The 26302-nt window shown below is 54.4% G+C and carries 18 protein-coding genes and 1 tRNA gene; 8 read left to right on the top strand and 11 right to left on the bottom strand.

Annotation, left to right across the window (positions count from 1 at the left end):
• Positions 1-74: 74 nt before the first annotated feature.
• Together H7A51_08305 and H7A51_08300 are read left to right on the top strand one after the other, a co-directional pair.
• Complete coding sequence (locus H7A51_08305; protein MCP5536220.1) at positions 75-1937, top strand: sulfatase; 1863 nt, start codon at positions 75-77, stop codon at positions 1935-1937.
• A gap of 22 nt (positions 1938-1959) precedes the next feature.
• Positions 1960-3489, top strand: coding sequence for an arylsulfatase (locus H7A51_08300; protein MCP5536219.1), 1530 nt, complete (start codon positions 1960-1962; stop codon positions 3487-3489).
• A gap of 18 nt (positions 3490-3507) precedes the next feature.
• Here H7A51_08300 and H7A51_08295 read toward each other — a convergent pair whose 3' ends face one another.
• From H7A51_08295 to H7A51_08285, 3 genes are read right to left on the bottom strand one after another with little or no spacing between them, the layout of a single operon-like run.
• Positions 3508-4179, bottom strand: a complete 672-nt coding sequence (locus H7A51_08295) for a response regulator transcription factor (GenBank protein ID MCP5536218.1) — start codon at positions 4177-4179, stop codon at positions 3508-3510.
• Positions 4180-4204: 25 nt separating this feature from the next.
• Entirely contained in the window at positions 4205-5293 is a 1089-nt protein-coding gene (locus tag H7A51_08290; GenBank protein ID MCP5536217.1) for a hypothetical protein, read from the bottom strand.
• Positions 5280-6125, bottom strand: a complete 846-nt coding sequence (locus H7A51_08285; GenBank protein MCP5536216.1) for a hypothetical protein — start codon at positions 6123-6125, stop codon at positions 5280-5282. Before H7A51_08285 ends, H7A51_08290 begins: the two co-directional genes overlap by 14 nt.
• A 371-nt stretch (positions 6126-6496) precedes the next feature.
• On the opposite strand from H7A51_08285, the gene H7A51_08280 reads away from it, so the two are divergent.
• Entirely contained in the window at positions 6497-11053 is a 4557-nt protein-coding gene (locus tag H7A51_08280; GenBank protein MCP5536215.1) for a right-handed parallel beta-helix repeat-containing protein, read from the top strand.
• A 317-nt stretch (positions 11054-11370) separates the two neighbouring features.
• Here H7A51_08280 and H7A51_08275 read toward each other — a convergent pair whose 3' ends face one another.
• From H7A51_08275 to H7A51_08245, 7 genes are all read right to left on the bottom strand, one after another.
• Positions 11371-11778: a hypothetical protein gene (locus H7A51_08275; GenBank protein ID MCP5536214.1), complete on the bottom strand. Its 408-nt coding sequence runs from the start codon at positions 11776-11778 to the stop codon at positions 11371-11373.
• Between the two features lie 314 nt (positions 11779-12092).
• Positions 12093-13091, bottom strand: a complete 999-nt coding sequence (locus tag H7A51_08270) for a discoidin domain-containing protein (protein ID MCP5536213.1) — start codon at positions 13089-13091, stop codon at positions 12093-12095.
• A 145-nt stretch (positions 13092-13236) separates the two neighbouring features.
• Positions 13237-13313: transfer RNA gene (locus H7A51_08265), tRNA-Met, on the bottom strand.
• Positions 13314-13451: 138 nt separating this feature from the next.
• Positions 13452-15581 (bottom strand): thioredoxin family protein, encoded by a 2130-nt coding sequence (locus H7A51_08260; GenBank protein ID MCP5536212.1) that lies wholly within the window; start codon positions 15579-15581, stop codon positions 13452-13454.
• A 73-nt stretch (positions 15582-15654) separates the two neighbouring features.
• On the bottom strand, positions 15655-16998 hold the full coding sequence (locus H7A51_08255; GenBank protein MCP5536211.1) for an AI-2E family transporter: 1344 nt from the start codon (positions 16996-16998) through the stop codon (positions 15655-15657).
• 57 nt (positions 16999-17055) lie between these two features.
• On the bottom strand, positions 17056-17742 hold the full coding sequence (locus tag H7A51_08250; protein ID MCP5536210.1) for a peptidoglycan peptidase: 687 nt from the start codon (positions 17740-17742) through the stop codon (positions 17056-17058).
• A gap of 78 nt (positions 17743-17820) precedes the next feature.
• The gene (locus H7A51_08245) at positions 17821-19101 is read right to left on the bottom strand and encodes a cardiolipin synthase B (protein ID MCP5536209.1); all 1281 of its coding nucleotides are present in this window, start codon (positions 19099-19101) and stop codon (positions 17821-17823) included.
• Between the two features lie 45 nt (positions 19102-19146).
• On the opposite strand from H7A51_08245, the gene uvrA reads away from it, so the two are divergent.
• The 5 genes from uvrA to H7A51_08220 all read left to right on the top strand — a co-directional run bounded on the left by uvrA (position 19147) and on the right by H7A51_08220 (position 25395).
• Entirely contained in the window at positions 19147-22047 is a 2901-nt protein-coding gene (gene uvrA / locus H7A51_08240) for an excinuclease ABC subunit UvrA (protein ID MCP5536208.1), read from the top strand.
• A gap of 204 nt (positions 22048-22251) precedes the next feature.
• Positions 22252-23757 carry a metallophosphoesterase family protein gene (locus tag H7A51_08235; GenBank protein ID MCP5536207.1) on the top strand — a complete coding sequence of 502 codons (1506 nt, stop codon included), beginning with the start codon at positions 22252-22254 and terminating at the stop codon, positions 23755-23757.
• Between the two features lie 7 nt (positions 23758-23764).
• Positions 23765-24439, top strand: a complete 675-nt coding sequence (locus H7A51_08230) for a hypothetical protein (protein MCP5536206.1) — start codon at positions 23765-23767, stop codon at positions 24437-24439.
• Positions 24440-24517: 78 nt separating this feature from the next.
• On the top strand, positions 24518-25018 hold the full coding sequence (locus H7A51_08225) for an RNA polymerase sigma factor (protein ID MCP5536205.1): 501 nt from the start codon (positions 24518-24520) through the stop codon (positions 25016-25018).
• Positions 25019-25023: 5 nt separating this feature from the next.
• A complete protein-coding gene (locus H7A51_08220) occupies positions 25024-25395 on the top strand; it encodes a hypothetical protein (protein ID MCP5536204.1) in 372 nt (123 codons plus the stop codon).
• A gap of 163 nt (positions 25396-25558) precedes the next feature.
• On the opposite strand, the gene H7A51_08215 is transcribed toward H7A51_08220, so the two are convergent.
• Positions 25559-26287, bottom strand: coding sequence for a PEP-CTERM sorting domain-containing protein (locus H7A51_08215; GenBank protein ID MCP5536203.1), 729 nt, complete (start codon positions 26285-26287; stop codon positions 25559-25561).
• Positions 26288-26302: the final 15 nt, after the last annotated feature.

The following is a 26302-nucleotide window of genomic DNA, read 5'->3' as shown; positions in this document are numbered from 1 at the left end:
ATACCTGGATCCAACAAACCCAACAAACAATATATTTTATGCAACAATCACTTATCCAACTTGTTTTACACGTCATGTTATCACAACGCGCCACATGGCCCTCCCTCCTTGGTCTGGCCGTTTGTCTGCTTGTCGCTCAGCCAGTCTTCGCTAAAAACCAGCCACCAAACATCATCATTTTTTATGTCGATGACCTCGGTTGGCAGGACGTGCAGCTTAATGACGTGGACAAGCCATGTCCTTACGAGACACCTAACATCATCAAGCTCGCCGCATCCGGAATGAATTTCACCCAGGCTTATTCACCGGCACCTACCTGTTCGCCATCACGTGCGGCGATTAATTGCGGACAGCACCCCGCTAAAACACGGTTCACCCATGTCACGCTGGACGACAGGAAAGATGCCAGGAAAACCGAGCGTCTGATTGCGCCTTACCTGGAGGCACAGCTGGATCGTCATTTGCTGACCAGTGCCGATGCTCTGAAGGCGAATGGCTACCGCACCGGGCACTGCGGTAAATGGCACGCCGGACTTTCATCGGCGAGTTATGGCTTTGAGGTTGTCAACGAGGACCGGGGAATGCACCGCGGCATGCCGGATCGCACCAAGGGTTTTGCGACCGCGAAAGATCCCAAGTATCCCCTCAGCAAGGAAAAGTATGCTCCATTCAGCGAGAAAAAGCCGGAGGGTATTTCCTATCCGTATGACGAGGTCACGGAATCCGCCATCAAGTTCATGGCGGAAAGCAACGACAAGCCGTTTTTCCTCGATCTCTGCCACTGGATGGTCCACTGGCCGGTGCTGACGCGTAATGGTGAGCTGCTTGAGTATTACTGCGATAAATTCGCACAGCCTTTCCCGCCGAAGCCGGGCGATATGAGCCTGCCGGGCCAGCAGAACCCCTACTTCGCCGCGATGGTGACCAGCGTCGACTGGAGCCTCGGACGCGTGGTCGATTTCCTGAAGAAAACCGATGACCCACGCAGCCCTGGTAAGAAGCTGATCGAAACGACCTATAATTTCTTTAGCTCCGACAACGGCGGTGCCGAGAAGCATGGTAAAGAAGTGATCTCGGACAATGCGCCGCTGAAATATGGCAAAACCTATGCCGAAGACGGCGGTATTCGGGTTCCTCTCGTGATCGCAGGTCCGGGCATTGCTGCCGGTAGCCAGTTTGACGGCATGATCAACCAGCTCGATTTCTTCCCGACATTCCTGTCATTGACCGGTGCCAAAATCGCCGCCGAGGACGCGGCAAAACTCAGTGGCCTGGACATCTCACCCGTATTACGCGGCAAGAGCACCCAGGTGCTTGATAACAAGGGCAAAGAGCGGGAATACCTTTTCTGGCACTACCCGCACAAACCGATCATGACATCCGCGATCCGTAGTGGAGACTTCAAGCTCTACAAACGTTACGAGTCCGGCGAATACGAGCTTTATCGCCTCTATCAGGACGGCAAACGGCTCGACTTCGAAGAGGTGAATGAGCTGTCCAAAAAACCGGAATTCGCCGCTGTGGTAGCACGTCTTAGCAAGACCCTCGAGGCCGAACTGGTCGCCAATCATGCGGAGCTTCCCTACCTGAACCCAAACTATGAAAAAAACAAAAAACCTGCTGCGACGCTTAGCGAGCAATCGTTCAAGGTATCAACGCGCAAGGCGGAACTCGCGATCAAACCGGACGGTCCGATGATTCGTCAAGCCTATGTGATTTACTGCGAGGCTCCATCAGCTGACAAAAAGAAAAAAAGGCGCGGTAGCAAAGATGCGGTCACGGCGGAGTTTATCCCCGGAATGCGCTTTCCCGCCACGGTGAGCGAAGATGGTTCCAGTGTGAGCGCGGTGATCCCAGCCAATATCGCTGGCTACTGTTTTATGCTGGTCGATGCAAATGGTTTCATGCAATACACCGATGTGGCAGCAGCAAAGTAGTGACACTCTAACCGTTCAACCGATGAAAAAGCGAAACCTCCCCCCCAGCATCTTGACATACGCCCTGGCTGTGTTTCTTCCCCTGTCATCGTTTGGCGGTGAGCAACCCAACATCGTGTTCATCCTGTGTGATGATCTCGGTTACGGGGATATTCAGGCGCTCAATCCCGAGCATGGCAAAATCAAAACCCCCTCGGTCGACAAGCTGGCTGCGCAAGGGATGGTTTTCAAGGATGCGCACTCCGGCTCCGCGGTTTGCACGCCTACGCGTTACGGGTTGATGACCGGGCGTTACAGCTGGAGGACAACGCTCCAGCGCGGTGTCGTGCAGGGCTTTAAGCCGAATCTTATCGCTGAGGGCCGCCCAACGGTGGCGGGTTTCCTCAAAGCACAGGGATACCACACGGGTATCATTGGCAAATGGCATCTGAACTTCCAGTATACCGATGCGGCCACTGGCGCAGTGCTGCAACGCAAAGGAGGCAAGTCGCTCGCTCCGGTTGGCAGTAAGATTCCGGATGGCCCGATTGCCCGTGGTTTTGATTATTTCCACGGCTTCCACCATGCCGGTGACATGAAGGGGGTGATCGAGAACGATACCGTGATCGCGCACGAGGAGGAAGTTAACATGCTGCCACGGATTACCCGTAAAGCGGTTGAGTACATCGAAACACGGGCGAGCCAAAAGGAGACACCGTTTTTCCTCTATGTGCCTTTCGGCTCACCGCATATGCCGATTGTGCCTTCACCTGAATGGGTCGGTAAAAGCGGTCTCGGGCTCTACGGCGATTTCGTGATGCAAACCGATGATGGTGTCGGGCAGATCATGGCGGCATTGGACAAACATGGTTTGGCGGCAAATACCCTGGTCATTTTTAGCAGCGACAACGGCTGTTCCAAAGCAGCGGATATACCCAGTCTGAAGAAACAAGGGCATCGGGTGAGCGCTGGTTTTCGTGGTTCGAAGGCGGACTTGTGGGATGGTGGGCACCGCGTGCCTTTCATCGTACGTTGGCCTGAGCATGTCGCAGCCGGCTCGACCAGCGACCAGTTGATTTGCCTAACAGATTTCTTTGCCACGGCTGCCGATATCACCGGTATGGCATTGCCGGCAAACAGTGCGGAAGACAGCGTCAGTTTCCTGCCTGCCTTGTCTGGAAAACCGATAGTGTCGACCCGTGCAGGTGTCATTCACCACTCGATCTCAGGTCACTTTGCCTACCGCCAGGGAAAATGGAAACTGCTCCTGGCCAGAGGTTCAGCCGGGTGGACGGGACCCAAAGAAAACCAACTTCCCGAAGATGCTCCCAAGGCACAGCTCTATGACATGGAGAAGGATCCGGGGGAAACCAAGAATCTCTACGAGACGAACCCAGAAGTCGCGGCCCGCTTGTTAGCGCAGCTCGAAGCCGATGTGTTCAGCGGTCGAAGCACCAAAGGCGTCCAAGGTGAGAAATCCAGGAATGATATCGATGAGATCCGTCTCTGGAAGAATGAAAAAGGAAACCAAAAAGGAAAAGTGAAGAAGGGAAAAAGAAACGGCAACAAGTGAAGTGGTTAGGCGCTTGTTTCAAGTCTGACGATCGGGTGGGAAAATCCCGAGTTGATGAGCCTTGTTCACCGCTGAGGGTGCATTCTTCACCTTGAGTTTCTCATATATTTTTTCGACGTGGGCCGCAACCGTCCGGTGGCTGATATCGAGTCGATCTCCTATTTCCTTTTTCTGCAGCCCTTGGCTGATCAGGAGCAGCACTTCCATTTCTCTTTGACTGAGTGGGTTTTTCCCAATCGTTGTCGGTGTGTTCTTTTGTAAGGTGGCCACAAGAAATTTGGCGACAGTGGGGTCGAGCGATGCCCCGCCATTCATCACGTTGTGGATTCCATGCGTAAGTTGATCCAGGGTGTTGCTTTTAAGTAGGTAGCCGTCCGCACCCAGCGTAATCGCCGTGATGATATCAGCCTCCTGATTGGATTGGGTGAGGATGATGACTTTTGCTTTCGGCGCATATTCCTGGATCCACGGCAGGGCATCCAGACCGCTCATGCCGGGGAGGTTCAAATCGAGTAGAACGAGTGCGGGGGTCTCATGGGGCCTGGCCCTCTGGAGGAAGCGCAATGCAATTTCCGCCGTGCCGAATTGGCTGCCTAGCGTGATGTCGGTCTCACAGCCGAGCGTTCGGCTGATCACCTTGCGGTAAGCAGGGTTGTCTTCGATCAACATGATATTGATGGGACCGTTCATGATATGGGCTGTTGGCTACCGGTGGTCAGTTTCGACCGAATGGTAATCGTCTGCGGGGGCTGAGACTGAGGGTAACCCTTGTTCCCCCTGGGGCAAGGGTTTCTGCGGAAACGCTCGCCCCCAGCATGCGCGCACGTCGACGCAGTGACTCAGGCACTTTATTTTCTTTGAGGCCTTGGCCGTTATCACAGATGATGAGAGTGATGGCATCTTCATTGGCGGTGAGTGCAGCCGAAACATGGGTGGCACCGGAATGACGGAGGATGTTGATGAGGCATTCCTTGTAAAACAGGTAGAGATCGATGCGTCGGCGCGGCTTGAGCTGGTGCAGGCTGTTTTCCTCAGGGGGAAACGTGGTTTCATGTTCCAGGTCGGCAAGCAGTCGACTGGTCGTGTGCTTCATTTCTTCGACCAGATGGGCATGGATTTCCTTGGTTTCCAGCATGTTGGTACAGTAGCGTGAGGTCGCGCCTGATTCCTCGGTCAGTGTGCGGATTTCATCGATCACTTCGTTCAGCTCTGCCCACTCGTTGCCGGTGTTTTCACGCAGCACGATTTTTTTGGCAAAGTCACCGAGTAATCCGATGGCGTGTAGGTTGGCGCCCAGCTCGTCATGAAGGTTGGCGGCGATACGCTCGCGTGTTCTGGAAATCGCTCGCTGACGGGCGATGTGTTCGAGCCAGATAACGACCACAGTACCAATAAGCGATATGCCGGCGAGCCAGCTGATCCGCCGGAGATTGGTTTTTTGTCTGGTATAGCGATGCGTCAGTTCCTGCATCACCAAGGGACGTTCGGCTTCCAAAGTTTGGCGGCGGGCGAGCTGGTTCAGCCATGATCTGATCGGCAGGATTTCTCCATAAAGATTGCGACCATCGGTCAATGAACCAAGGGGGCGGCGTGGGGACGGGTTGCCGGTACTGCCTGCAAGTTTTCCGAGTGCGATATTGTGATCGTTTGAAAAAAGTTCGATCTCGGCGAATCCTATCCGGAAGGTGTCTGAGGGGTTCACTTCGAACAGCCGGATGTAGCGGCAGGTGGTCTCAGGGATATTCCACATCATGATCGGCCCGGTGCCGTTGATGTTTTCGGTTTGCGTTTCAAGCAGTACCACGGCATCGGAAAAATCGGGCAGCCTGGGGAACCGTATCACTCTGCTCCAGCGCGTGCAGATGGAGCCGGGAGAGCGTGACTTCGGCTTCCAAGTCGAACGTCAGGACCGGAGACTGGCCATGCCGGCTGATGTAGGCCAGGCTTTGCAGTCCTTGAGCGGCGTTCATCAGGTAAGGGGTGTGGCCATCCACCAGAAAGCGGGGATTCCATGCACTGCCATCGGGTTCAGGGTGCGTCGAAGAGACCTTGACCGGCTGGCGCAGTGCAATATTTTTTTCGCCACTGAAAATGAACACTTCAGCTAGCTGGAAGACATGCCTTTTGTCAAATGCCCGTTGGGAAAGATGGGTTGCTTCGACCCTGATCCATGAGGCATGAACACCTTGCCCCGCGATGGTGTAAGGTGCTATGCTTTGGAATGAATCAGGCGTAGAGCCATATTCACCCAGCACGGTGCCGGTTTTGTCGTTCGACTTGCCGACGATGATTCGGAACTTGTCGGGGAATCCATCCGCCTGAAACCCCTTTTCTGAATCGCGCCAAAGCGTCGGCACGAGAACGATTTCATCAAGCTGATACTCCTTGTCGAATTCAATCTCAACCCATTCAACGTGATCATTTGATGTGTGATTGCGCGAGCGATGGCCGATGGAGCCGATGCCACTACGCAGGCTGATTGTAGCCAACCGGCCAAGCTCGGCATCAATTTCCTCCAGCCTCTGTTCGAGCTGGGAGAGCTTTAGATCACCGAGCGAGGGGGCCTCAGCCTCGGACTGTGCAGGGAGAACCCCCACCAGCAGGGCTAAAATCGCAAGTAGTGGCCTGTTGCGCATGACACGATGATCTATATCAGAAAGAAGTAGCTAATCCAGCGTTCTGGCGATGGATTTTTTTTGCGGTATCCGCTCAACTACCGGCTTAATTATCGGTTGAGCAATTATATTAGTTGCACCACTTGAGGTGGTCTTGACTTCCATGCTTCAGTCCATGGTCACCGTTTACAAAGAAAACTAAAAACAAGTTCCCTGTGACAACAATGACTCTGCCTTTACCATCGATATGGATGACGCCTGCCCGATGTCGGGCTCAAGGCGATGATCGATCCGGGGGTATCAGGTGAATACGTGATATACAAAAGCTGTCTGATGGCTAGAATGCCGGACACCAATCCTGGTTCGAAAATTTCCAGGCAAACAACATGAATATGACAGGCAAGATAGTGACGATGATGTGCGGCTTCATAGCTGCTTCAAGTTTTACCCACGGCATGGAGATTCATGTGCATCCGGGGGGAAACGATGCCAATGCCGGGACTGCGGCGAAGCCGTTAGCCACGCTTGCTGCGGCGCGCGACAAGGCCCGGGCATCCGTGGGCAAGGAGCCGGTCACCGTGCACATCGCGGATGGGATTTATTATTTGCCGGAAACCCTGGTGTTTATTCCAGCGGATTCAGGTAGCGCTGCGAACCCTGTTATTTACAAGGCAGAAAATGAAGGTGGTGCTGTCTTGAGCGGCGGCTCGAGCTTAGACCTCCAGTGGCAGGCATACAAGGACGGCATTTTTCAAGCAACAACGCCAAAAGGTCTGGATATCGACCAGCTTTTTATCAATGGCAAGAGCCAGCGCATGGCACGTTACCCGAACTACGATGCCAGTAAGAAAGCAGTGGCCTATCAGGGGTATGCTGCAGACGCTTTTTCCAAACAGCGCGCAGCAGGCTGGTCTGATCCCACTGGCGGCTACATTCACGCGATGCATCGCGCACGCTGGGGCGGATATCATTACCGGATCACGGGTAAAGATGCCAAAGGCGATGTGACCTACGAGGGGGGCTGGCAAAATAACCGCCAAATGGGTATGCACAAGGAATTCCGTATGGTGGAAAATATTTTCGAGGAACTCGATGCCCCCGGAGAGTGGTTTCATAACGCAAAGACCTCGACGATTTACTTCAATCCTGAGGCTGGGACCGATATTTCAAAAGCGACCGTTGAAGTGGTGCGGCTGAGACATTTGGTCGAGTTCCAGGGCTCGGAAAACGCAGCGGTCAAACATATCGTGTTCCAGGGGTTCAAGGTTCGCCACGCAGCACGCACCTTCATGGATTGCAAAGAGCAGTTGCTGCGCTCGGATTGGGCCATTTATCGAGGCGGCGCATTCATGTTGACTGGGACGGAAGACGTTCGCATTCTCGACTGTGAGTTTGATCAGCTCGGGGGCAATGCTATTTTTGTCAACAACTACAACCGCCGCACCTTGGTTAAAGGATGCCATATTCACGATGCGGGAGCCAGTGGTGTCTGCTTTGTCGGCGACCCGAATGCGGTACGTAATCCGCTTTTTGAGTATGACCAGAAAAACGACCTTTCGAAAATCGACCGCACACCTGGCCCGAAAACCAAGAACTATCCGTCTCACGGGATCGTTGAAGATTGTCTGATTCATGGAATTGGCCGGGTAGAGCGCCAGCCGGCGGGCGTTCAGATAGAAATGGCTGCGGAAATTACCGTGCGTGACTGCTCGATCTACGACACAGCCCGAGCTGGTATCAACATCGGTGACGGTGCCTGGGGTGGCCACCTAATCGAGCGCTGCGATGTGTTTGATACCGTCTTGGAAACCCACGACCACGGCTCATTTAACTCATGGGGGCGTGATCGCTATTGGCGTAGCGATGTCAAGCCTACCCAGGAAGCGGTAGATGCCGATCCAACACTTCCGTTCCTCGATGCGGTCAAGACCACGACGATCCGCGACAGCCGCTGGCGTTGTGATCACGGCTGGGACATCGACCTGGATGACGGGTCGAGTAACTACGATCTCTACAACAACCTGATGCTGAATACCGGTCTAAAACTGCGTGAGGGGTTTCGTCGTCATGCATGGAATAACGTCGCTCCTTTCGGCAGTCTGCATCCGCATGTCTGGTATCATGGCAGCAAAGATCAGGTTTACGCGAATATCTTTGCCACCGGCCACCGGCCAGCCCGCATGTCGAGACCCTACGTCGATGGCACGATGGTGGATCGGAATTTTTTCATCCATGACCATGAGAAGACCATCAAGTCGTCTGCAAAGCTGGGTTGGGATAAAAACTCGATTGGTGGCGACCCGATGTTTATCAACCCCACCAAGGGTGACTTTCGCGTGAAAGAAGACTCGCCCGCGTTGAAAACGGGATTCAAGAATTTTCCGATGGATCAGTTTGGCGTGAAAAAGTCTTCGCTCAAAGCGATTGCCAGAACGCCGGAAATTCCGGTGCTTGCAGCGAAAAAAAGTAAGGGCCACGGAACGAAACCACCTGTTGCTAAAGCTCCCATGAAATCCTATTGGCTCGGAGCCAAACTCCAAGAATTGAAGGGGGGCGAGTATTCGGCTTTCGGTGTGTCAAAAGAAGACGGAGGCATCGCTCTGGTAGAGGTGCCGGAAGACTCCGAAGCGAGACATCTAGGCTTTGAGGAAAATGATCTGATTCAGGGAGTAAACCAACACAAGGTGACAAATTTACGTCAATGGTTTGCTGCTCTGGCGAAGGTAGGACCAGACGCATTGAAGGTGAAAACCGTTCGAAATCAAAAAAGTGAAGTGATGCCTGTCTCAGGGAATTCCTACATGGCGGTGGAAACTTCCGATACAGCGAATGGGTTCAAAAACCTCACACTGCCCTCATCGACAGGCCATCAAATTACGACTAACCAAAAGACAGGCAACGAACCTGCTTCGATGTTAACAGACGGGAAATTGGCTAAGAATTATGGAACGGTTTTTGCCAACGGTATTAAAAACGGAGCTTATAGGATGGACCTTGGCTCAGCCAAGCCTGTGGTGGCGATCACTGGCTGGTCGTATAAAATGGGCAATCGCGGTGTGCAAAAAGTGACTTTCTATGGGAGTAACTGCACCACCGATCCAGGCTGGAACCTGGACGACCGCTCACGTTTCCAACCACTCGGCAGCATTGACACCTCGGGTGTTGTTTCCAAGTCGTTTACTGCGGCCTCACTTCGCGCCGCCCAAGGTAAATCACTCGGCACGTTCCGATGGGTTGTATGGAGTGTTGCACCTGTTAGTTCAGTCGGCGGCGGCGAGAACACCGCTTTTCAGGAGCTTGCTGTTGAGCTTGTTAGTGATAAGAAGAGCTCCGCCTTGCCTGTCCAGAAAGCGCGTGTATCGGCTCAAGCAAGTGTGTTCCCCGGAGAAAAATCCGAAGGCAAAGAATGTGCCCGCGGTTCGCAAGACCCGATGTCCGTGGTTGATGGCATAACGGAGAATGCCACAAGAAGCATGTCTAAATCAGAGGCGACAAAGGAGGTCAACCCATACGCGGTTACCGCTAACAAGGTGACTCTGGCCAAACCCGCCACGTTGAAAATCGATCCCGCAGGGATCACGGTGTTGTCGCCCAATCTCGGAAAGCTCAGTGCTGGAATCCGGCCGGAGGTGAGGAATTACATGGTTTTGTGGTGCTCGGCAACGCCGGGGGATAGTCGAGTGGAATGGACGGTGGACGCTCCTGCTGACGGCGTGTATGGAGTGATTGCCTCGGTTGAAGGAAAAGGTTCGAGCTTAACGGTTAGTGGCAACGGTCAGATACAGAAGGGAAGTGTGACGGCAACAGGGTGGCACCGTCTCGAACTCGGTAATCTTCCGCTCGTCGCCGGGGAAAACAAAATCCTGCTGGAGATTGACGCATCTAAAAATAAATTCGGGAAGCGCAGTCAAGGACTTTTGTTGAGTGCGATTGAACTGGCGCAACCAGCGGTCAGGGAGGCCATTCGCAAGGAGGCACTGGCGATGAGGAAGCAGCCTGACTGGTTCAAGGACGCTGGCTATGGCCTGATGTTCCAATGGACCAACCGCGCCACGCCGCCGAAGGGACCGACCAAGGACTGGGAGTCGAAGGTCAATGACTTTGACCTCGATGGCTTTATCAAACTCGTTGATGACTCTGGAGCGGCTTATGTGATCTGGTCGATGACCTGGGGGAACCAGTATATTTCTGCACCAGTCAAGTCGTTGGATGCCATCATTGCCGGACGCACCACCAAGCGGGACTTACTCGGGGAAATGACAAACCGTCTCCATGAAAAAGGCATCAAGGTGATTTTCTATTACCATTACGGCTATGAATGTTATCACTCGCAGGATACCGATTGGCTCAAAGCTGCCGGTGGACAGGATGCGGATAAGACCAGACTCTATAAGAACGTGATGAGTATCCTTTCTGAGGTAGGAACACGTTATGGCGAAAAACTCGACGGCTGGTGGTTTGATGGCGGTGCCAGATACCTGAACTGTCATTTCGATGGAACCTCGGGGGCGGATGGAATTCTAACGGCTCCATTCAAAGAGATTACCGCCGCAGCCAGAGCGGGGAATTCCAAACGGATGGTAGCTTACAATTCCTGGATCAAACCTCTCATTACCGACTACCAGGATTATTACGGCGGTGAGGGCAAAAAAAGTTTTAATCCAACCCAACTAACGGAGGGTGTTTTTAACACAGGGCTTCAGCAAGGACTGCAGGCCCATGGTTGTTTTATCCTGGAAAAAAGATGGGGGCACATCGATCTCAATACACCGATCCCCAAACCCAAATTCAACTTGGAGCAGCTCATGGAGTTTGTGACCAGAGCTAAGCACGGGCGCTATCCGGTCTCAATCAATTTGGAGATGTATGAGGATGGCTCCGTGTCGCCGGCATCCTATGCCTTATTGAAAGAGCTAAAAGCGGCCAGCCACCGGATTCCCGGCAAATAACTTTGGTGAGAATACAGACTGATCTTTCCAGGAAAAAACGCAAATCCTCTCCTTTTTAGTCGGCACAACTGGTTTCCTTGCCTGCATCACACCTGCCACTTCTTCCTTTGCCGCTGAGCCAACCAACCGAATGTGGTCTCCATCCTCTCGGACGCACAGCGGTTCGATTCGCTTGGCCTGACAGGGCATTCCGCAACCCAAACGTCGAACCTAGACCGATTGGCCAGGAACACATTCGTGACTAACATATTACAATCCTTCAAGCTGTCCCATTGAAACAAGCCAAGAGTGATCAATGTGATGAATGCAAAAAGGCATTAACGGCTGAGGTGTTGGTTCAAGACCTCGGTATCGTCAGGCTGAGCACCTAGGCGAAGTGAAATTGATCTTCCGTGGCACTCGATCAGGCCTTGTTCGTTTTTTGAGACAAACCCACCTGATATTGGCCGGCCAAGGCTCGGGCACAGTTCACTCATGTCGCGGTGTTGCAGGTTGGGCGGGAACACAATGACACCGTTATGAAATCTAACGTATTTATAGGTGTATAGGCCCATCGCGTGGTGGGGGGCTGCGTGTTGCTTTTCCTTAGTAACTAACTTGAACCGCCAATTGAACAGCGGTTTACAGAGTTTGCGTAGGCTCGCAAGCGCACCCATTCCCGGTTCTTTTACGGGATAATCATTACCATACAGATTTCGAATTTGCGTAACTTTATGCTCTTCCATACTATTTTTTCAGCACAAGGCATGCCAATTATTCCAGGTAGCAAGACGCCCATGGGGAATGGTACCCGATAACGTCAATGCGGTGCCCCCCCACAATGCAGTTCATTGCCTTGCCAGTTGCTTCCCTTTAGCCTGTGAAACCCGGCTTGAGGACCGGAGCCTTTACACAGAGGCTGAAACCGATTACCTGAGCGAGCTTGAGGTGGAAATGTATGAAACCATCGCAGAGGTACATTCATGTAACTATAGTTGTAGACGGCCAATATGCCAATCAAGTGTCAGGCTATTGCTATGACTACAAATACTCTCCCGTATCATTTCCAACGCCTTATCAACAGCGTTAATACTCCCAACCCGAACAAAGTAGACGATGATACCTCAGGCACTGCTTTATAAAAATTCATCTCCACAATTCCCGTATTGGTCGCAGTTCCGCCCGTTACTTCCAATCGCACATACTGCGCGTCGATTCCCGCAAACATATCATCCGTCGATAGCCCATTAATTGTATATGACTTCCTCTCCAACTCGTTGCTGAAATCACTCGTGTCACTGAATACCAAATCAAAACTCGTGTATTGATCCGCACTCTTCCCACGCTGGAAAAGATCAAACCCTGTCACCTTCGTTAGTTCGCCAAGATCAAATTCCACATACATATTATTTCCCGCACCAGCACTGGCATATTCATGTCCGATCGATTCATATCCATAATTCCCATTCGCTGCATTTGCCAAAGCATAATTGCCATTATATGCCGCATAGCCTCCCTGCACGTTTACCGTACTGATTAATTGCGACCCCGCTGGCGTTGTCAAAAAGATCATCTCAGTCCCACCAAGATTCTGTGATCCCCCAACGGAGGTGGTAACCTCCCAGCGAGCAAACTGAAACGTCGTCTGTGTAAACGCTGTCTCAGGTCCGGATGCATTATTCCCTGTCGGATTAATCGTTATAATCGTATCCGTGCCGTCAAATACATTATCGTTACTCAATATTAACCGTGATTCTCCAATAACATCATTTGTGTTTTTACGCGTCACCAAGGCAAAGCGGTCAGCCGACACCGTTCCTCCAAAATTCATCTCCACCCAGGTTCCATTCGATGGATTTGTGCTAAAAGCATCGCCCGCTCCACCTCCCTGGGTAGCATACTCACCATTAAACGAATTATCGAACAAGTTACCCACTGCGTAACTTCCGTTATAGGCTGTCGCGCTACCAGTAACCGTTGGATTGCTTACGATCGCCGCCTGCAAACCGATTTGCATCACCCCAAAACATACAACGCCGTTCCACATTATTTTTTTCATAGATGTCATCATAACTAGATAGTAACGAGTCTAATTAAGGGGATACCTAGTGTCAATTTTTAATTTCCTCAACGTGCTCGGGCGAAGGGGTGTATCCTCGTATACAAAAAAGCCCCGCAAGTCATTGACTTACAGGGCTTTAAATTGGTTACGGGGGTAGGATTTGAACCTACGACCTTCAGGTTATGAGCCTGACGAGCTACCTGGCTGCTCCACCCCGCGATTAAAGTGGTTTACCCTTTCGGGTGCGGGCGGAAGCTAGTGGCACTCGGGTTCTAATGCAAGTCTTATTTTGATGGTTTTTTGGCCGTGGGTGAAAAACGCGTGCTGACAACGACGAGGCTGTGAGCGGTGATGGTTTTATTCCTCCTTGACGGGTTTTTCCAAGTTGCTGGTGATGAGTTCCCTGATGTAGTCTGCCGTGAGCAGCTCCGGTGTGATGATCGGCTCGTCCTTGCCGGGGACATAGAGCACGTTCACAGGAATGGCGGTGCGTCCGAGCTCCTGAAGTTTTTTTTCAATGTCCGGGCTGGGATTTGTTTTGTCACCTTTCAGTGCCACGATGCCGTATTCCTTGAACAGCTCCACGATTTCCGGCGGGTAGGCGTTCTTTTTATTCACCTGACAAGTGGCGCACCAGGTGGCTGTGAAATCGACAAAAACAGGGGTGCCGCTTTCCTGGAGTTCCTCGACCTTGGCCGCGCTCCACTTTTCCCAATGCAGCTGATTGGATTTGTCCGGTGGCAGAGTGATAAAAAGTCCTCCCGCAAGGGTGAGTACAGCGATTACCTTGGCGATGCCTCGGACCTTCTGCGATCGGTGCGGCATATTCCATCGTCCGTATATCCAGAGAGCGATGGCGACAAGGCTCAGTCCCAGGATGATGTTGAACATGAAGTCCAGTCCGGTCTGTGCGACATAAATCCAGAGCAGATACCCGGCAGTGGCGAACAGGAGGAAAGACATACCCTGTTTGAAGCTCTCCATCCATGGACCGGGGCGGGGGAGTTTGTCGATCAGGTTTGGAAAAATGGAAAGGATCAGGTAAGGCAACGCCAGCCCCAGTGCCATGGCGGTGAATGCCAGCATAAACTGTATGTTAGGCAGTACAAAGGCGGCGCCGATGGCGGCGCCCAGGAATGGGGCGGAGCATGGGGTGGCGACCACGGTGGCGAGCACACCACTGAAAAATGAGCCTTGCAGGCCTTGTTTGCTCTGTAGTTTGCCACCGATACCTGTGGCACTGGTGCCAATTTCAAAGACCCCGAACATGTTAAGTGCGAGCACGAACATCAACATGAGGATGGTTAATACGGTGTAAGGGTTCTGGAGCTGATAGCCCCAGCCCACGTCCTCGCCGGCGCCTTCAAGCGCTTTGTTTCTGAGGGACAGCAGGAAACCCGCGAGAACCCAGAATGAGACCAGGACCCCGGCGGCGAAGGTGATGCCGTGCAGCACTACCTTTTTTTTGTCCTCCCCCGCTTGTTGGGCAAAACCCATGATCTTGAGACCAATCACGGGAAACACACAGGGCATCAGATTGAGGATCAATCCTCCTATCAGCATGCCTCCGATGATTCCTAACAGAGCGCCGGCGCTGGCGGACTCGAGCGGTTTTTTCTCGATCGGGAGTTGGTGGAACTCCAGCCCCTTGCCTGGGTCGCCCTTGATCCAGCCGGTGTTGGAGTGCAGAATGCCGGAGAGGTGGTCGAATGATTCAACCTTGTCGCCATTTCCGGTTTCCTTGGCGGCGGGGACACTGATTTGATAACCGGTGTCGGTTTTTTCAAACTGCTGAGGCTTGATTCCGTTAGTCTGGTTGTCAGAGCTGATAAACACGGCATCCTTGAGTTCAGGTGCATCCGCTGCGTCCGGGGTGAGGTCGATGATGAATTTCCCTCCTTGTTTGAACACTTTGATGGCCCACGGGGACTGGGTGAGCGGCATGCTCTGCCGGGCTTTGGCAAACAGTTCTTTTTGTCGGGCATCGAGCGACGCTTCCTGGCCGACGGGAAGTGTGATGCTGAGCTCCTTGGATTGCGGCTGGTCACAGCCGACATCATTGCAGAGCTGCCATGTGGGGGTGACGCTGATCGCGACCTTGTCGCCGGTTTTGGCGTCGACGGGGGTAGTGATATCGGCGAGCAGGAAATACTCGTTTTCGTACACGTAAAACTGGGTGCCCTCCGACTCGTAGAGGTGGGGGGTAGGCCAGTGAAGAGCTTTTAACTCGTAGCCGGCAGGAAGGTCCCAGTCGAACGACAGCGAAAGGCCCGGTCCCCCGGGGTTTTTGTAATAGGCATGCCAGCCCGCAGCATGCTTGAGCCTGATGGCCACCGTGAACGTTTCCCCGGGGGCGGTGGCACTGACTTCAGAAGTGAGTGATGCCTCGGTTTTTTTTTCTGCCGGGTCCCCCGCAAAGGGGTCGAACTGGGCATGTGTGTAGCTAGCAAGAGCTGCGGAAAAAAGGAGGGTGATGAGGAATTTCATGGGAAAAATAGAATAGGAGGACGCTGGGTTACCATGAGAGCGTCATGTGACGGCAATGTTCCCAAAAAAAATATCAAGCTAACTCGATTTGTTTGTCATCAAGAGCCTCATCATCGGCTGATGGCGTCGATTCATCGGCCTCGGACTCGTTGAGTTTTCTTTCCCAGACATAACGCCGGAAAAGAACCTTGACGGCAGCGGTGAGGGGCACGGCAAGTAGGGCTCCGATGAAGCCGCCAAGTAGCAGTGACCAGAACAGCATGGAGAAGATCACCGTCATCGGGTGCAGGCCTACGGAGTCGCCAACAATCTTGGGTGCCGTAACCAGGGAGTTGATTTGTTGCACGACAAAGAAAATAACAACCACGGCTGCGACGTAGCTCCATGGGTTGGAGCCGAGGAAATTCTGGTTGTCGGCATAACCAAAGTGAACATAGGCGATGATACAGGCGGGGATCATGCAGAGGATGTTGCCGATAAACGGAATGACGCCGAGGATGGCGAGGATCAGGCCAATCAACAGACCGTATGGCAGTTGGAAAATCCACAGGGCGATTCCCACCAGCATGCCATCGATGAAGGCGACCAGCATCTGGCCACGGAAAAAGGAGATCAGGTAGCCGTTGATTTCCTGAAGGGTGTCGACGACCTCGCTTTTGAAGCGGGACGCTTTCAGGGGCACATACTCATGCCAGTGGGCCTTGATTCCCGAGCTTTCCTTGAGGAAATAGTAGAGGTAGATCGGTGTCATCGCGAAGCCCAGCACCAGGCCGAAGATACTGAGGATTTTTGATGAGCCTTCACTGAGCCAGCTGGTCGTGGTGCCGATGATCTTGCCTGCGTACTTGGAAAGCATGAATTGCCATCGGTACTGGAACTCGGGCTCCCCGGAAACGATGCCGCCCAGTTTGTCGATGTTTTCATCCTGTTGGGTGGGTGGCGGGGTGGGGGCGTCCTTGACAACGACTGAAGCCCCGGTCTCGGGATTTACCTTTTCCGAGGCGTAGTCCACCACCGGTTTAAGCCATGGCGCATCCTTGATGTTTTCCATCGCCGAGGTCGCCTTGCTGGCGATCTGTTCCTTGTCCTGGAAGGCATCGGAAATCTGGTTGGCGATCGGGGGGATGATGATCAGACCCAACAGGGTGAGGAATACCACGAAGGAGGCAAAGACGGTGATGACGGCCTTCAGCCGGGACAGACCTTTTTTCTGAAGCCAGCTGACAATGGGATCGAGCAGATAGGCGGTGATACCTGCAAAGGCGAGCGGGACCAGCACCGGTTGCAAGTAGCTGAAAACATTACCACACAGCCAGATCAGACCAACGATGAGCAAGCCGATGATGAGAATAGCGATGCCGGTGATCGCTCGCCAAATGGTTCTACTTTGGAATCGTGATGGGTATCTGGGTGTCACAGGTGCTGAAACTAGCGAAATCCGCTCAGATTGCGATGGTAAAATCGAGCTGAAATTCTACCGGCTTTTCTTGCTGTCCAGCTTGGGCACCTCGGTGAGCAGACCGGATTGCGCGAGATCTGATGGTGCGACGCAGAGCTCGTCCATCGGAAGCTTCTGCATCGATCCATAACGTTGATTGACGATACGCTGCACCGTGGGGTGCTTGAGGTTGTATGACCGGAATGCGCGCGGCTGGCAAAGCTCGATGCCGGCTGCCTCCTTGTAGGCCTTCCAGACAAGCTCCGAGCAATAGATCTTCTCGTCCGACCAGCGGAACAAGCTGTCGTAGTTCTTTCCCAGTTGTTGATTGCAATAATGCTCTGCCTTGCGGATGGCCTCGGGAGTGATGTGCTGGTGCGCTGTTTTTAGCCGCATGGCATAAAACGACTCGGGATTACGGGCGATGAAGTTGCTGAGAGGGGTGATACGGACCGGCTGCACTGCCTCGATAACCATTGGCTGGCCGTCCCGGAAAAAGACAAGCCCGACGTGGGTCCAGCGGGAGTTGGTGGCGGCTTTGATGGCCTTGGCCTGCTGGCTGCCGGTTTCCTGGAAAACGATATCGCCGTTTTGTAATGCGTATGGGTTATGCGTGCGCGATTTCTGATAGCGTGCGAAGGCGGCGGTCATCAGGACTCCTGTAAATACGAACAGCATGACAATCAGGGCGCTCTTGTTGATGGTAAACCGGGGATTTTTCATACGCGTCCCACTCTATCACAAGGCCGGCGCCATGTGCCATCGAATTTTCCAATGAAAAGATCAATCAGGCTGATGCTGTCAGATCTGCGGGCCAATGAGCCCGATGGCAGCCCGGGGGACAAACGAAAGCGGGTTCCAGGGGTTGCGCGCCTCGGTGATGCGCTGGCAACGCAATTTGTCCCTCTCGATGATACGCAACTGTTCGCGGGCGAATTTTCTGCTGATGACATTCACGTTGGACTCGTCATTGATGTAGAGTGAGCGAGGATCGATGTTGGCCGAGCCAATGGCTGTGAAGAGCCCGTCGATCACCATGACCTTGCAGTGAATCATCGACGTTTTGTATTCGTAAATATGCACACCGGCCTTGAGCAGCTTGTGATACTGGTAGATGGAAAGATAACGGACCGGCCACGAGTCCGTATGTTCCCACGCCAGGATGAGCTCGACGTGCACACCGCGTTGGCGGGCGTCCAGAATAGCATCCATCATCGGCTGGTCCAGGTAGACGTAGGAGTTCTCGATAATGATGCTTTTTCGTGCCGAGGCAAAGGCTTGACGGTAGAGGTGGGGGATGGTGAAAAGCTGGTCCTCCGGAGCCGAGTTGAAGGCCTGGGCCCTGATGTCGCCGGTTCTCCTGAGTGGTGGAAAATAATCGGGGCCAGCCAGCTGTCTGCCGCCACACTTGACCCAGTTGTCATTGAACCCCTGCTGGAGCTGTGCCACCACGGGGCCGGTGATCCGGTAGTGGTTTTCACGCCAATTGTCCGAAGTATGGGCATTGCCTTTCCAGTCGTCCCCGATGCCACACCCACCGGAAAAGCCTACTTTGCCATCGACCACCATGATTTTCCGATGATCGCGGATATTGAATTGCAGTGGGTTGCTGATTCGGAACGGGTGGTAGAGCTTGACGTCAACACCGGCAGCGTGCATCCGTTTGACATTTTCCTTACCCATGTCTTTGCCCCCGATGACATCCAGAATGACGTGGACTTTGACTCCCGCGCGGGCGCGTTCACAGAAGGCATTGACAAAATTGTAAGCGACCGTGCCGTTTACAAAGGCGTAGGTTTCGAAGGTGACAGTTTTTTTTGCGGAGCGGATCGCGTCCAGCATCGCGGGGTATATCTGATGGCCGTTGACGAGGGTTTCAATGTGGTTGCCGTCCACCCACGGCATCTTGACCGCCGATGTAGTGGCCAGCTCGAACTCCTTGCTAGCCACCTCGGCAGAGGGCTTGATGGGCTGGCTTTTAGCGATCCGGGCACCGGGAACACTCGGGGTGCAGGATGTTGCCAGGATAATGCAGCCTGTGGCGAGAAACTGGAAATATGAGTAAAAAATACGACGGGACATGGCTGTTCAGAAGCTCTGGGGTTACGCGCGATCCTAAAAGGCGGGATGAAGATTGCAAGTACCGTGAATGAACAATGGATTTCCTCCGACGCATGGTTTACAGACATCGGCGTGGACGCAATTGTAATCAAAGGAGCCCGGCAGCATAACCTGCGCGGTATCGACGTGATAATCCCGCGGGGAAAGCTCGTTGTGATCACTGGCCCGAGCGGCAGCGGCAAGTCGTCGCTCGCATTCCACACTCTCTACGCCGAAGGGCAGAGGCGTTATGTCGAAAGCCTCAGTACCTATGCCAGGCAGTTTCTCGACCAGTTTGACAAACCTGATGTTGATTCCATCGAGGGGCTGAGTCCCGCCATTGCCATCGAACAGCGGACCGGGGGCATGAACCCGAGGTCGACCATTGCGACGGCCACTGAAATTTACGATTACCTGCGTATTCTCTACGCGGCCATTGGGATTCCCCACGATCCGGAAACGGGGGAGAGGTTGGAGAAAATGACGACCAAAGACATTATCGACGCCCTGGCCAGTCGTCCTGAAAACAGCAAGGTGGTTCTGCTTGCCCCCATCCCCAGGGAGGAGGCGGCAGACGCGGAGACCCTTCTGGAAAACCTCCAACGACAGGGGTTTGTACGCATTCGGGTGAACGGTGAGATGCTGGAGCTCGACCAGGCTTCCGGGCACTGGCCGAAAAGGGTCAAACATATCGAAGTGGTCGTGGACCGGTTGGTCATCCGCGATGGGGTGATGAGCCGGCTGGCCGACTCGGTGGAGGCGGCGCTTCGTATCTGTGGCAGCCAGTCGCTGGCACTGGTGATGGAGCCGGGGGATGATGATTTTCGTGAAATCTCCTTCCTGACGAGCTATCGGAATCCGGCCACGGGATTTGAGTTGCCAGCGTTGACCCCCAAGCATTTTTCCTTCAATTCCAACCATGGTGCCTGCCCCCTCTGCCACGGCCTGGGCACCGAGCTGGCCTGTGATCCCAACCTGATCGTGCCGGACCAGAGCAAGTCGCTCAACGATAACGCCGTGATTATCTGGAAGAGCAACAAACGTAAAAAGAGCTGGCAGGGAAAAAAGGTGGACGCGCTCGCGGCTGCATTCGGTGCCGATCCTGACGCGCCCTTCGAGAGTCTGCCAGAGGTTTTCAAAAAAGCGCTGTTCTACGGCACCCATGGCAAGGAAATCGAGGTCATCTGGGAAAAAGACGGCTTCCAGCGGCCATTTGTCCAGGAGTTCGAAGGCCTGTGCCGCACCGTCGAGCGGTTTTCGCGGGAAAGCAAAAGCAACGCGGTGCGCCGCAGCATGGCCAGGTTCATGACTTCGAGCCGCTGCGCCCGTTGCGAAGGCAGGCGACTCAAACCCGAGATCCTCGCGGTGATGTTGGAAGATGATCATGGCCAGTTGTTGGGTATCGATGCACTCTCGGCCTTGCCCGTGGAAGACGCCCTGGCCTGGTTGAAAAATGTCCGTATTCCCGAAGACCGCAGTGATGCTCTACGGGGTGTTGTCGGCGAGATCACACGTCGGCTCAGCTTCCTTGATGACGTCGGTCTTTCCTACCTTACCCTCAACCGTGCCAGCAATACGCTCTCGGGGGGGGAGGCGCAACGGATTCGGCTGGCCACCCAGATCGGGGCGGGTTTGTCCGGTGTGATCTACGTCTTGGACGAGCCTAGCATCGGTCTCCATTCCGCGGATAATGCCCGACTCATCGAGGCCCTGAAACGACTCCGTGACCTCGGCAACACGGTGGTCGTGGTTGAACACGATGAGGACACCATCCGCGCCGCCGACTGGGTGATCGATATTGGCCCGGGAGCCGGTAGCCGTGGCGGCGAGCTCCTGGCTGCCGGAACACCCGGTGCCGTCGCAAAAAACAACAACTCGATCACCGGAAGATGGCTCGCTGGTGATGTGACGGACGACGGCGAGATCACCCACGGAACAAAATCCGGCGAACTCGTCATCCGCAACGCCCGCGAACACAACCTGCAAGGCATCGATGTAGCCATCCCGCTCGGTCTCATGGTGTCGGTCACCGGCCCCAGTGGCAGCGGCAAATCCACTTTGGTCGATGCGATCCTCCGCCGGGCTCTCGCGCGCCACTTTTACCGCTCTAGCGCCAGTCCGGGTGCGCACGACCGCATCGACGGCATCGAACTGATCGATAAAGTGGTGGTAGTCGACCAGAAACCGCTCGGTCGCAGCCCGCGCTCGAACCCCGCCACCTACACCGGTGCCCTCGACCTCATCCGTGCTTTGTTTGCGAAGCTGCCGCTGTCGCGTCAACGTGGTTACAATGCCGGAAGGTTCAGTTTTAATGTCAAAGGGGGGCGTTGCGAAAAATGCCAGGGCGACGGTGCCATCCGCATCGACATGCATTTCCTCAACGATGCCTACATCACCTGTGATTCCTGTGCCGGGCATCGCTATAATCGGGAGACGCTCGAAGTCACTTACAAAGGGCTCAATATCTCCGAAGTGCTGGAAATGACCGCCGAGGATGCCGCCAGGTTTTTTCAAAACGTACCCAAACTCAGCCGTATCCTCGATGCCCTCTGCGATGTGGGGCTTGGCTACATTCATCTAGGACAGCCTGCCAACACGCTTTCCGGCGGTGAGGCCCAGCGTGTCAAGCTCGCCGATGAGCTGTCGCGCCCCAACTCCGGCCACTGCCTCTACCTGCTCGATGAACCGACCACGGGTCTGCACTACAACGATGTCCAGGTGCTGCTGGGTGTTTTGCGCCGACTCCGCGATGCCGGAAACTCACTGGTCATCGTCGAGCACAATCTGGATGTGATCCGGGCATCCGACTGGATCATCGACCTCGGTCCCGGTGGCGGCAAACACGGCGGCCAGATCGTAGCCGCTGGTAATCCCGAAGCCATAGCCACAAACCCCGCAAGCCTGACAGGCCTCTGGCTGGCAAAATAACCCTGCCAGAAAACGGGGGGCGTTTCCGCTTCGCAACCGTCCAAGGTTATACATCGTGTCTGTTGGAAAAATGGTGCGATTGACCACCCATTCCCCTGGGGCGCGTCATTGAGCATTCTAGTGTGGGGGGAAACTTCACTTTTGATGTCGCTCTGTGAGTAGCTGGTTTACATTTCCCCGAATATGCATTGAAATGCCATACCTATGAAGCATGAGCGGAATCTAACGAGAAGGCGGTTTGTCGTGTTGACTTCGGCTGCTGCTGGTGGGGTGCTGACATCGACCGCAGCCAAGTCCAGCGACCCGAAGCTTGTCTCCCTGAGAGACGCACACATTGGCACTCTGGAAATCGATCTGCGGATCATGAACCAGTATGGGGATCAAGCTCAGGAGGTGCTGGACTTTTACACCGCTTGTCGCGAGGCCTTGACTGGAGAAAAACCCGGGAAGGCGCTGTCCGCGGTCTGCCGGAGGTTCAACCGGTCCAAACTCGGCGGCCCTATGCTCGGCGATCCCACGGCAACAGGTGTTGCTGTCTGGCTCAATCTTCCAGACCCGGGGCAGGTTCAAGTTCGTGTGATCCCAGTGAAGGGCGGGAAGTCACGCACCTATCAATCCACGAAGAAGGAACGCATTCACAGCATCGCATGCAACGGGCTAGCGCCGGATACGGCGTATTCCTATGAGGTCACGGGCTCTTCTAACATATCCTTGGGGGTAGGTCGATTTATGACAGCGCCGGCAGAGCTTTCTGAAAAACCTTTCCGCATCGCATTTGGCACCTGTTATCACAAGGTCGGCATGTACCGACCAGAACTGATGCAGTTGATCCGCGAGCGTGACAACCGGGCGATGCTGGTTCTCGGGGATTCAGCGGTTGATGGGCGCAAGGACAACTACGGCCTGATCAACGCCGATTACTTGCTGCGCAATCTATCACAGCCGTGGCAACAACTCTCTGCCCATGTACCGGTGTCGGCTACCTGGGACGATCACGACTACTGGGGTGACGATATTTCTGGAACACTCACCAACAGCAACAAACCGATCGATGTGCGCGGCCTGCGCAAGGCGTGGAAAGCCAACTGGAACAACCCGGAACGCGAAGTGGAGCGCGAGGGGATCTATTTCTCGACCCAAATCGGCCCCATACAGCACATTGCTCTCGATACCCGGTCCTGCCGGGTGAATCAACAACGCGGTAAACTCAATAGTTTCCTCGGTAAGGAGCAGATGGACTGGCTCAAGCAGCAGCTCGAGTCCTCCGATGCACCGTGCATCCTGATCAGCGGCGGCACCATGTGGAGCGACTATATTTCCAGTGGCAAAGACAGCTGGGGCACTTGGGATACCGAAGGGCGCGAGCAAATTTTCCAGTGGATCGACGCCAGGAAGGACAGCTTGGTCATTCTCCTGTCAGGCGACCGACACGGTGCACGCGGTTTTGCGATTCCCCGCCCCAATGGCGGTCACATCCATGAACTGGAAGTTGCCGGAATGGGGGGTGTTCCGGGACCGGGTGCCCATGGCAAGGGGCGTAAATACCAACTCTTCGGCTATCCCGGCGGCACATGGGCCTTCGGGGAACTGGCATTCCGTAAAATGGACAACAAGCTTCAGGTTGAGTTTAAGCTGGTGAATGAGCGTGGCCATGAGATGGAAACAATCACGCTGGATTCCCGACCCTGGAGGGGGAAAACACAGCGCTAATTCTCCCATGCCCCCCGGATCGATTGCATCCGGTTTTACAGCCACCATCGGCCTGTGCAGCGCCGAGCCCGCTACTCCGGCTGCCCCAGCCAAACCACCAGTAACAGAAAAGGCATTGGCGGAACTGGATCAGGCCATCGATACTGTCAATTTTGATGACGCCACAGTGGGCGATGCACTGATGTTCCTGTCTCTTAGAACGGAGAAGAAATTTTCGGTCGTCTGTTCGCCCAAGTCCCTTGAGGAGGAAAGGCTGCCCACGATCCGGTTGAAAAACGCCAAGGTGTCAGATGTGCTCAAGCTGATCGCGGTGGTGCTTTCCGACGAAATGAGAACTCTCAAACTTGAGACCATTTCGCCCACGGTGTTTTGCCTGAAAATTAATCCAGTAGTCGCCCCGCCTGCGCCTGCGGGCTGCCCCCAAAATGCCGCCAACGCAAATACGACCGAAATCGCCGTGCTCGAACTGGGTGGCGCGAATGGATCTAACAAGTGGGACGCCCAAAAAGCCGAGGCCTTGCTGGAGAAGATCAGCAGCGTTTGCAAATTGGCCTGTCCCAAGGACGCCTTGGATCTCAAATACCACCCAGGCACCGGTCTGGTTGTCGCCAAGGGTGGCCGCACGGTCGTTGAGGTGGCCCGCCAAAGTTTCGAGAAGCTTACCGCCGCAAAAGATCAGTAGCCGCGCTTGAAACCTGGCCATGGCCTCAGTGATTGAACGACCACCTCAGGGATGATGTTAGAGCAACTGACAAGACAGATGAAAAGGGGCGACGAGCGGGCGTTTGCCTCCTTTCATCAGGCTTGGTTCGATCGGCTTTTCCGTTATCACATGGCGCTTGCCAGCGGCAACGAGACGATGGCGAAAGACGCGATGCAGGAGACCCTTCTCAGGGTGGTGCGCTATGTCAAAGTGTTCAAAGATGAAACCGTTTTCTGGTGCTGGCTCACCCGACTGGCGAAGTCTTCGATCGCTGATCAATGCCGGCAGCAGGGGCGTTTTCAGAGACTGCGGAGCCGCTTGCTGGCACGCGACACCACACCGGATGTGCCGGATGAGGACGGTCTGCTCGCGGCCCTGGAACGGGGGCTGGGTGAACTGCGCGAGGACGACCGCAAACTGATCGAAGGAAAATATTTTGAAGGACGCAGTGTGCGTGATCTCGCACAAGAGAAGGGACTAACAGAAAAGGCGGTGGAGTCACGGTTGGGCCGAATCAGAGGCAAGATCAAAAACGAAATAGAAACCAAACAACTCTAACAGACATGAACGAAAACGATCACAGAGACAACATTCTCGAGGTGCTGGATGCACCTGCGGACGGTCATTTCAAGGAGGAAGCCCTCAACGTCATGTTGGGCGCGGCGCGAACTCACAAGCACAAGCGGCGGGCGCGGAACGCCGGTGCCGTGGCGGCGGCATTGGCCCTCGTGGCAGGTCTCGGTATTTACCACCAGAACCCCGATTCCCCTAGTGGCCCAGGTCTCGCGGACGCCACGGAAGAGAGGGGGAAACAAAACAAACCCGACGAGAAAGTGCTCACAGACGCCGCCTTGCTGGAAAGCTTTGGCAACGAGCCGGTGGCCCTAGTGGGGGAGCCAGGAAACCAACGCCTGATCCGCCTGAACGAATACTGAGCCGCTTCATTCTCCTGAAGGCCCGGGAACAAGCACAGTAAGGTCATGAAACCGTGGAATAGTCCATGCTGCCGATACGTATGTCGCCCCTCCGGGCATGATGGCCGTCTGTGCACAAGAAGCCGCAGCACCAAAGGGGATGGGCGGGTATTTGAAAGCAGCCTTACAGCCTGCGCCGTTTGAAAGCGAGGGCCAGCCCGGCAAAGGCGAGCAAACCGGTGGTGGACGGCTCCGGAACCACGGCGATGGTCGCCGTCTTGATGCGTCCGTCCAGGAAAAATTCGGAAATACTATTTCCTCCGTTGCCAAAGGCGAAATTTTTTGAGCCGTCGTTGAAGCCGACGGTTGTCGGTGTGCCCGAGTTCGACACCGAGGTGGTGCCGTTATCCGCAGTGAGACTCATTGTGGTTCCGTCCCAGGAGGCGGTCAGGGTTTGTTCGCCTGATGGTGCAGCTACACTAACAACATTCCATTTATCAGTATCAGGAGTAACACCCTTACCCGTCCAGAATTGCCATGCTGAATTGTAACGATAGATGACCGTTCCATATCCATTAGCACTACGGCTGCTGTAGACGGTGCGGAAACTGTTGGTAGCATCCAGCACAACCCCTGTGACCTCGATCGACCATACCTGGCCAGCTCCGATGGATCCGGGTTCGATGCTGGCATTGTAGGCCCCTTGAAGGTCTCCAGCATTCGTTCCGTCGAAGTCAGCGCCCGTGGATGTGCTGAATGTCACATTTCCTCCGTTGGTAAGATTGTGACCATTGCCGGAGGTGTCGTTGAGCTGGCCGCTGGCGGCGGTGAAATCCCAGCTGGCGACGGTGACGGCGTGGGCAGGCAGTGCGACAAGAGCGGATGAGAGGAGAAGTAAGCTGAGGGTTTTCATGAGAAGAAACGTTTG

It is taken from the genome of Akkermansiaceae bacterium, assembly GCA_024233115.1.
Classification (GTDB): Bacteria; Verrucomicrobiota; Verrucomicrobiia; order Verrucomicrobiales; family Akkermansiaceae; genus Oceaniferula.
Note: the sequence above shows the minus strand (reverse complement) of the source record. Positions and strands in the feature narration are given on the sequence as shown.